A 7,331-nucleotide genomic window follows, 5' to 3' on the forward strand; every position below is an offset into this window, starting at 1 on the left:
TGTAGGGTTATGAAAAGCATTTCTCAATTCGAACAAGAATCCGTGCGAAGCCGAAGGAGGCGCCGTGGAATTAAAAGAAGAAAACCCCAAGAAGCAAGAATACGTCCAAGAGAAGGACTCTGGCTCTGGGGGGAGCAAAACGGGGGCCATAGATAAGTTCCTGTCCGGGGTTGAATACCTGGGAAACAAACTTCCGCAGCCTTTCACAATATTTTTGTTCTTGTTCGTCCTCACGGGCGTTATTTCATCCATTCTTGCTTGGAATAGCGTCACCGTTGTGGTTCCCGGCACCGACGAGGAACAGGCCGTCAAGGGCCTGTTTACCGGCGAGGGCCTGACGTGGTTTACCACCACGATGGGCGCGAACTACATCAACTTCCCGCCGCTGGTCACCGTTCTGCCCATCATGTTGGCAGTTGGTGTGGCAGAGCGCTCGGGAATGCTCTCTGCGCTCATTCGTAGGCTTTTCGGCTCCGCAAAGGGCTGGGTCCTGCCTTATGCGGTTGGCATCATCGGCGTTACCGCCTCGATCATGGCCGACGCCGCGTTCGTCATCGTCCCGCCCCTGGCGGCCATGGTGTTCAAGGCGGCTGGCCGCCACCCCGTGGCCGGGCTCATCGGTGGCTTTGCTGCCGTGGGTGCCGGATACTCCACCGCAATGGTTCCCACCTCGCTGGATGCCTTGTTCGCCGGTATCACCGGTGCTGTCATGGAGACCCTCCCCGGTGTCCACTACAGTGACGTCAACGCGATGTCGAACTACTTCTTCAACGTTACTTCTTCCATCGTCCTCGGCATCTTGTCCGGCTTCATCATCGCCCACGTGGTTGAGCCACGCATGTGGAAGCAGAACATCCCCACTGAGGAGCATGTCGATGCAGAGGACGCCGCCGAGCGCGGCGATCGGAACGAGGATGGCGAGGAAATCACCGCCGAGCTCAAGCCCATCGAAAAGAAGGGCCTTGTCTGGACCGGTATCGCCACGATCATTGTGGCAGCCATAGTCATCGCAGCCATCCTGGTTCCAGGCTCGCCCTGGCGCAACGAGACCGGTGGTTTCTTGCCTAAGTCTCCGCTGATGAGCTCCATCGTATTCTTGGTGTTCTTGTTCTTCCTAGTATTCGGCGTGGTCTACGGCCGAGTTGTGGGTACGGTCAAGGGCATCGGCGATGTGGTCAATATGATGATCGGCGCACTCAAGGACATGATGAGCTTCCTCATCTTGGCCTTCATCTTGGGTCAGTTCGTGGCGTTGTTTGCCTGGACCGGCATCGGTACTTTCACCGCAGTCAAGGGCGCGGCCTTCCTCGAGTCGATTGGTTTGACCGGTTTCCCGGCCATCTTTGCCTTCATCGTCCTGGCTTCGCTGCTCAACTTGCTTATCATCTCTGGTTCCTCGATGTGGACGCTCATGGCCGCGGTGTTCGTGCCCATGTTTGCTCTTCTTGGCTATGAGCCGGCCTTCGTGCAGGGCGCGTTCCGCGTAGGTGACTCTGCTACCCAGATCATCACCCCGCTTAATCCGTACATGATTGTTATGTTGGGATTCCTGCAGCGCTATGAACCAAAGGCGGGCCTTGGAACGCTGATTTCGCGGCTGATTCCTTTCGTTATTCCCTTCTTTATCGCGTGGACTCTTGTCCTGGCGGTGTGGTTCTACGCCGATCTTCCGCTCGGCCCCGGCAACGGAATTATGATTGAAGGATAAGAATAGTGAGTCAGAACAACAGTTTCGAAGCTTCAACGCCGGTTAATAAGCCTTCTACCGCGTACCTAGACGCGATGGAGCAGTCCATCTTGGCCAAGGTGGCCGCAGCGCACGAGGAGGCCGCGGTCGATGACCGTGAGTCCTATCCTGGGCAGCAGGCCTTGTGGGAGGAGGCGTCGGCAAGCGCGGATGCCAACCAGCCCCTAGCGGAGATGATCGTGCGAGACTTGCATGATCATCCTGAGACCGCTTTCGAGGAGCACCGCTCGATGGCTCTGCTCAGCGGCATCGCCTCTGAACGCGGCTTCCCCGTTGAGCGTGGCGTTTATGGGGTTCCCACCGCCTTCGAGGCCGAGTGGACAAGCCCCGGCTACGACCCGGTGGTCCACCCCACGGTCGCCATCATGGCGGAGTACGATGCTCTGCCCAACATCGGCCATGCCTGCGGGCACAACGTCATCGCGGCCGCCGGAGTGGGTGGATTCTTGGCGGCCACGCAGGCTATTTCGAGCTTGGGTGGGGTGGAAGGGCGCATCCTGATCCAGGGCACCCCTGCTGAGGAAGGGCACTCCGGCAAGGAATACATGATTCGCGGTGGCAGCCTGAAGGGAGTGGATGCCGCTGTTATGATCCATGGCTTCGGCTACGACATCGGCTCCCAAGCCTGGGTGGGTAGGCGCAGCGTGCAGGTGACCTACCGCGGCGTCGCGGCCCATGCGAGCAGCCAGCCTTTCATGGGACGGAACGCGCTGGACGCAGCCTCTTTGGCCTATCAGGGCATAGGGCTTATGCGCCAGCAGATGCCGCCTAGTGACCGCGTTCACGCGATTATGAACGGCGGCGACCGGCCTTCGATCATTCCCCGCGAGGCGCACATGCACATCTTTGCTAGATCCTTGGGAACGGATACCCTCATGGATCTCTCGCGCCGCGTCGACGATATCGTGCGAGCCGCTGCCGTCATGGCTGGGGTGGAGGTGGAGGTCGAATGGGACGAGCACCCCATGACCTTGCCTGTGCGTAATAACGAGATGATGGTCGAGCGGTGGACTAGGGCGCAGGCCCTGCGCGGAAGGACGGCCTTGCCTGCCGGAACCGTGCCCGATACCGTGGCCGCCTCCACCGACTTCGGAAACGTTTCGCACTTGGTTCCAGGAATTCATCCTATGGTCAAGGTCTCGCCTTCCGACGTCGCCTTGCATACGGAGGCCTTCGCCGAGTGGGCGCAGACCCCGGCAGCCGTGAGCGCGGCGGTCGATTCCGCGGCGGGACTCGCGCAAGTCGCTATTGACTTCCTAGCGGATCCACAATTCCGCGCCTTGGCGCAGGCGGAGTTTGACGCACAAGGTCCAGTTTCCGTGCAGGAGCTTTTGGGGGAGTAGAACCGAATATTTCGTCGCTCCAGATACAGGGGCGTGGTGCCGTGGGGGCACCCGCCCCTGTTTCTCTGCGCAGGGACAACAAGCAATTAGGACACAAGAACGTTGCATATTGTTGAGTACTTAGGGTTGGTTCAGTTAAGTTAAGTGAGTACTCGCTCAATCTAAAACGTCTACAAAGGAAAATATGGTCCACAAGATTCGTCGTTCTCTAATTGCCTCCGTGGCGGCAGCAGCACTCCTGCTCTCCGCCTGCTCTAACTCGGAAGGGGAAGGAACCTCATCGAGTGCTTCCTCTGCCGCCGCTGGAGATTCCACCGCCACCGCTGCAGCCGGTGAGCTGAAGATCGAAGACAACTTCGGCGAAAAGACCGTAACCCTTCCGGTCGAGCGCGCTGCAGTCACGGATAACCGCGCTTTCGAAATCCTCTCAGACTGGGATGTCAATATCGTCGCCGCTCCGAAGAAGATCATCCCCGCCTCTTTGCGTGACCGCTACGCCGACGTCGAGGTAGACTTGGGCAACCACCGCGAGCCGGATCTAGAGGCTTTGGTCGCCGCCGACCCAGATCTGGTCTGGAATGGTCAGCGCTTCGAGCAGCACCAAGAAGACATTGAGAAGCTTTTGGACGGAGTTCCCGTCCTCGATTTTGAGCCGCGCGATGACAAGGACTTTTCCTCCGAGCTCAAGCGCCATGCCACCGCTCTCGGCGAGGTATTCGAGCACGAGGCCGACGCCGAGGCACTCATCGCCGACTTTGATGCCGCAGTTGAGCGCGCCAAGAAAGCCTATGACCCTTCCAAGAAGGTCATGGCCGTCAACACCTCCGGCGGAGAAATCGGCTACATCGCCCCAGGCATTGGCCGTACCTACGGTCCGCTCTTCGATCTCATTGGGATGACCCCTGCGCTTGAGGTTGCCAACAGCTCCGAAGACCACGAGGGCGATGACATCTCCGTCGAGGCCATCGCAGAATCCAACCCGGACTGGCTCCTCGTCATGGACCGTGACGGCGCCGTCGCCTCCGAGGAAGACGGCTACACCCCTGGCGGAGCCCTGGTGAAGAACAACGCGGCGCTGCAAAATGTCACCGCTGTCAAGGAAGGTCAGGTCTACGTCGCCCCGGCCGATACCTACACCAATGAAAGCATCATCACCTACACCGAGATTCTCAACGCCATGGCTGATGCCTTCGAGGCCCAGAAATAAGGATCCTCAGTAACATGCGTGAGACTTCAACTCACCAATTCTCTTAACCGGAAAGCACTCCTCGGGGAGCTCTCCAGTTTTGGTGTGAGTAACGCAGAAAGCGACAAAGCCTAAAAGCAATGAAAGAAACGACAAGCACACCCACGCGCACACCCACGCGGGCGCGGCTTTTTGATTGGAAGCTCCTGCTGGGAATAGCAGGGGTCATCGCGTTGATGGCAATCTCCCTTATGGTGGGGGAATATGACATCTTCGGGCACGATGATGGCGCGGAAATGTTTAATACCACCCGCGTTCCCCGCACCATCGCGTTGATGCTGGCCGGCGCGGCAATGGCGATGAGCGGCCTGGTGATGCAGCTGCTCACCCAGAACAGATTCGTCGAACCCACTACGACTGGAACCACGGAATGGGCCGGTCTAGGCCTGTTGGTTTCTCTGGTGTTCTTGCCCCAGTCGAGCATTCTGGGAAGAATGATCGTCGCGGTGATCTTCTCCTTTGTGGGCACGATGGTCTTTTTTGCTTTCTTGAGGCGCGTAAAGCTGCGTTCTTCCCTCATCGTGCCCATCATCGGAATCATGCTGGGATCTGTCGTCAGCGCCGTGTCCTCCTACTTCGCTTTAGCCACCGACATGCTTCAACAGCTGGGCATATGGTTCATGGGCTCTTTTACCTCCGTCTACGAGGGCCAATACGAGGTGCTGTGGGTCGTTGTGGTGGTACTCGTCGCGGTTTTCTACTTCGCTGACAAACTCACTGTTGCGGGCCTGGGGGAGGACATTGCGACCAACGTAGGGCTCAATTACAACCGCCTCATCCTCATCGGAACTGGGTTGATTGCCGTCGCCACCGGTGTTGTCACCGTTGTTGTCGGAGCACTGCCCTTCTTGGGGCTTATCGTTCCCAACGTGGTGAGCATGTTCCGCGGCGATGACTTGCGTTCGAACCTCCCGTGGGTGTGCCTACTCGGTATTGCCACCGTAACGGTCTGTGACCTCATCGGTCGCACCATCATTGCGCCTTTTGAAATGCCCGTCTCGGTGATCCTCGGGGTCATCGGTGCCGTCGTATTCGTCTCCCTGATCGTGAGGTCGACCCGTGAACGCAAGTAGTAATGTTGGTTCCTTCCAATCGCGGAAGGCAGTGCGAAAGTACTGGGTTATCCTCGGCATCTTGTTGGCCGCTGGTGCGCTATTTGCCTTTGGACTCTTGGCCTATGGCAACCCGATGGAGTTTGGCACCCGCAAATTTTGGCTCATTGCCCAGCGCCGCGCCGATGCCGTCATTGCTATGGCCGTCGTCGCAATCTGTCAGGCCACGGCCACCGTGGCTTTTCAAACGGTGACCAATAACCGGATTCTAACTCCGTCAATCATGGGCTTTGAGTCCCTTTATGTGGCTATCAATACCGCCACGATCTTTTTCCTCGGCGCCGCCGGGCTCAATACTGCACGCAATCTCAACGGATTCTTGTTGCAGATGGCATTGATGATTTTGCTCTCCCTCATCCTCTACTCGTGGCTGCTGACGAGCAATCGCAATAACATGCACGCGATGCTCTTGGTCGGCGTGGTCATTGGCGGCGGGCTCGGCTCGCTGGCCACATTCATGCAGCGCATGCTCACCCCCTCGGAGTTTGACGTGCTCACAGCGCGCCTTTTCGGTTCCGTGAACAACGCCGAGTCGGAGTACTATCCCATCGCCATTCCGCTCATGTTGGTGGCCGCGTTGGGTCTGTACCTCAACTCTCGGCGCCTCAACGTGATTTCTTTGGGCCGCGATACCGCCACCAACTTGGGCGTCAATCACAAGTTCAATGCCATTTTCACCCTTGTGCTGGTATCCATACTCATGGCCATTACCACCGCCTTGGTGGGGCCGATGACTTTCTTAGGTTTCTTGGTAGCGACCTTGGCTTATCAATTCGCCGATACTTACGACCACCGCTACCTCTTTCCCATGGCGGTAGCTACGGCTTTTGCTGTATTGACCGCAGCATACTTCCTCATGCAACACGTCTTCTACGCCCAAGGTGTGGTCTCCATCATCATTGAGCTCGTGGGCGGCTCAGTATTCCTGTTCGTAATCTTGAGAAAGGGACGCCTGTGATCAAGCTATCCGAAGTCCGCAAGCAGTATTCTAGTGAGACTGACATTGGGCCGGTAAGCCTAGAGATTCCCGCTGGCGGCATCACCGCACTTATCGGTCCCAACGGTGCCGGAAAATCGACGCTTTTGACCATGGTTGGTCGCCTCCTAGCCATGGACAGTGGCACGATCGAGGTCGGGGGCAGTGACGTCACGACGACCAAGTCGAAGGAATTGGCCCGCGTGCTCTCCATCCTGCGACAGGAAAACCACTTCATTACCAAGCTAACGGTGCGTCAACTCGTAGGTTTTGGGCGCTTCCCCTACTCGCAGGGCCGGCTAAGTGAGGCCGACGAGGAGATAGTGTCCAAGTACATCAACTTCCTGCACCTTGATCAGCTCGAAAACCGGTACCTCGACGAGCTCTCAGGGGGACAGCGCCAGCGCGCCTATGTAGCTATGGTGCTGTGCCAGGAGACTGACTACGTGCTTCTCGACGAACCACTAAACAACCTGGACATCGCCCACTCGGTGGAGATGATGAAGCACTTGCAGCGTGCCGCACGCGAGTTCGGGCGCACCATCATCGTGGTTTTGCACGACATCAACTTTGCTGCGAGATACGCGGATTATGTCTGCGCAGTAAAAGATGGTTCCATCGTTGCCTTCGGCGGGGTAGAGGAGATCATGCGCGATGAGGTGCTCACTCCCATCTTCAATACGCCCATCACTGTCATTGAGGGGCCGGATGGGCCATTGGCCTGCTATCACTAGGTTTGGCACCTGACTGCAGACCCTTGGCATACACAAGAGCGCTTTATGTGGTTTGTGCTGGGGATTTGTGGGTTGTTGGTGGCGCGTGTAACTTTATCGAAGTCGCCACGAGGTAGCCGGGAGGTTACGGGCTGGAGTTATTCGGGTTTGTTGCTTGTTTGACTTTGGTTGGT

6 protein-coding genes are annotated in these 7,331 nt (G+C 57.6%); all 6 read left to right on the forward strand.

Features of this window, described 5'->3' with window-relative positions; all coding sequences use genetic code 11:
• Positions 1-148: 148 nt before the first annotated feature.
• Positions 149-1,708, forward strand: a complete 1,560-nt coding sequence (locus F4V60_RS03690) for an AbgT family transporter (protein WP_249041621.1) — start codon at positions 149-151, stop codon at positions 1,706-1,708.
• Positions 1,709-1,782: 74 nt separating this feature from the next.
• Positions 1,783-3,090 carry a M20 family metallopeptidase gene (locus F4V60_RS03695; protein ID WP_075731028.1) on the forward strand — a complete coding sequence of 436 codons (1,308 nt, stop codon included), beginning with the start codon at positions 1,783-1,785 and terminating at the stop codon, positions 3,088-3,090.
• A 184-nt stretch (positions 3,091-3,274) separates the two neighbouring features.
• A complete protein-coding gene (locus tag F4V60_RS03700; RefSeq protein ID WP_075729391.1) occupies positions 3,275-4,297 on the forward strand; it encodes a siderophore ABC transporter substrate-binding protein in 1,023 nt (340 codons plus the stop codon).
• Between the two features lie 119 nt (positions 4,298-4,416).
• The gene (locus tag F4V60_RS03705; RefSeq protein WP_075729392.1) at positions 4,417-5,409 is read left to right on the forward strand and encodes an ABC transporter permease; all 993 of its coding nucleotides are present in this window, start codon (positions 4,417-4,419) and stop codon (positions 5,407-5,409) included.
• Complete coding sequence (locus F4V60_RS03710; RefSeq protein ID WP_075729393.1) at positions 5,396-6,406, forward strand: iron chelate uptake ABC transporter family permease subunit; 1,011 nt, start codon at positions 5,396-5,398, stop codon at positions 6,404-6,406. Before F4V60_RS03705 ends, F4V60_RS03710 begins: the two co-directional genes overlap by 14 nt.
• Entirely contained in the window at positions 6,403-7,158 is a 756-nt protein-coding gene (locus tag F4V60_RS03715) for an iron ABC transporter ATP-binding protein (RefSeq protein WP_075729394.1), read from the forward strand. The genes F4V60_RS03710 and F4V60_RS03715 overlap by 4 nt, the downstream gene beginning before the upstream one ends.
• The last annotated feature ends 173 nt before the right edge of the window (positions 7,159-7,331 follow it).

The organism is Corynebacterium flavescens (assembly GCF_008693105.1).
Classification (GTDB): domain Bacteria; phylum Actinomycetota; class Actinomycetes; order Mycobacteriales; family Mycobacteriaceae; genus Corynebacterium; species Corynebacterium flavescens.

Coding starts and splice junctions, on each gene's coding strand:
- F4V60_RS03695 (WP_075731028.1), top strand. CDS start 1,783: ATGGAGCAGTCCATCTTGGCCAAGGTGGCCGCAGCGCACGAGGAGGCC.
- F4V60_RS03700 (WP_075729391.1), top strand. CDS start 3,275: ATGGTCCACAAGATTCGTCGTTCTCTAATTGCCTCCGTGGCGGCAGCA.
- F4V60_RS03705 (WP_075729392.1), top strand. CDS start 4,417: ATGAAAGAAACGACAAGCACACCCACGCGCACACCCACGCGGGCGCGG.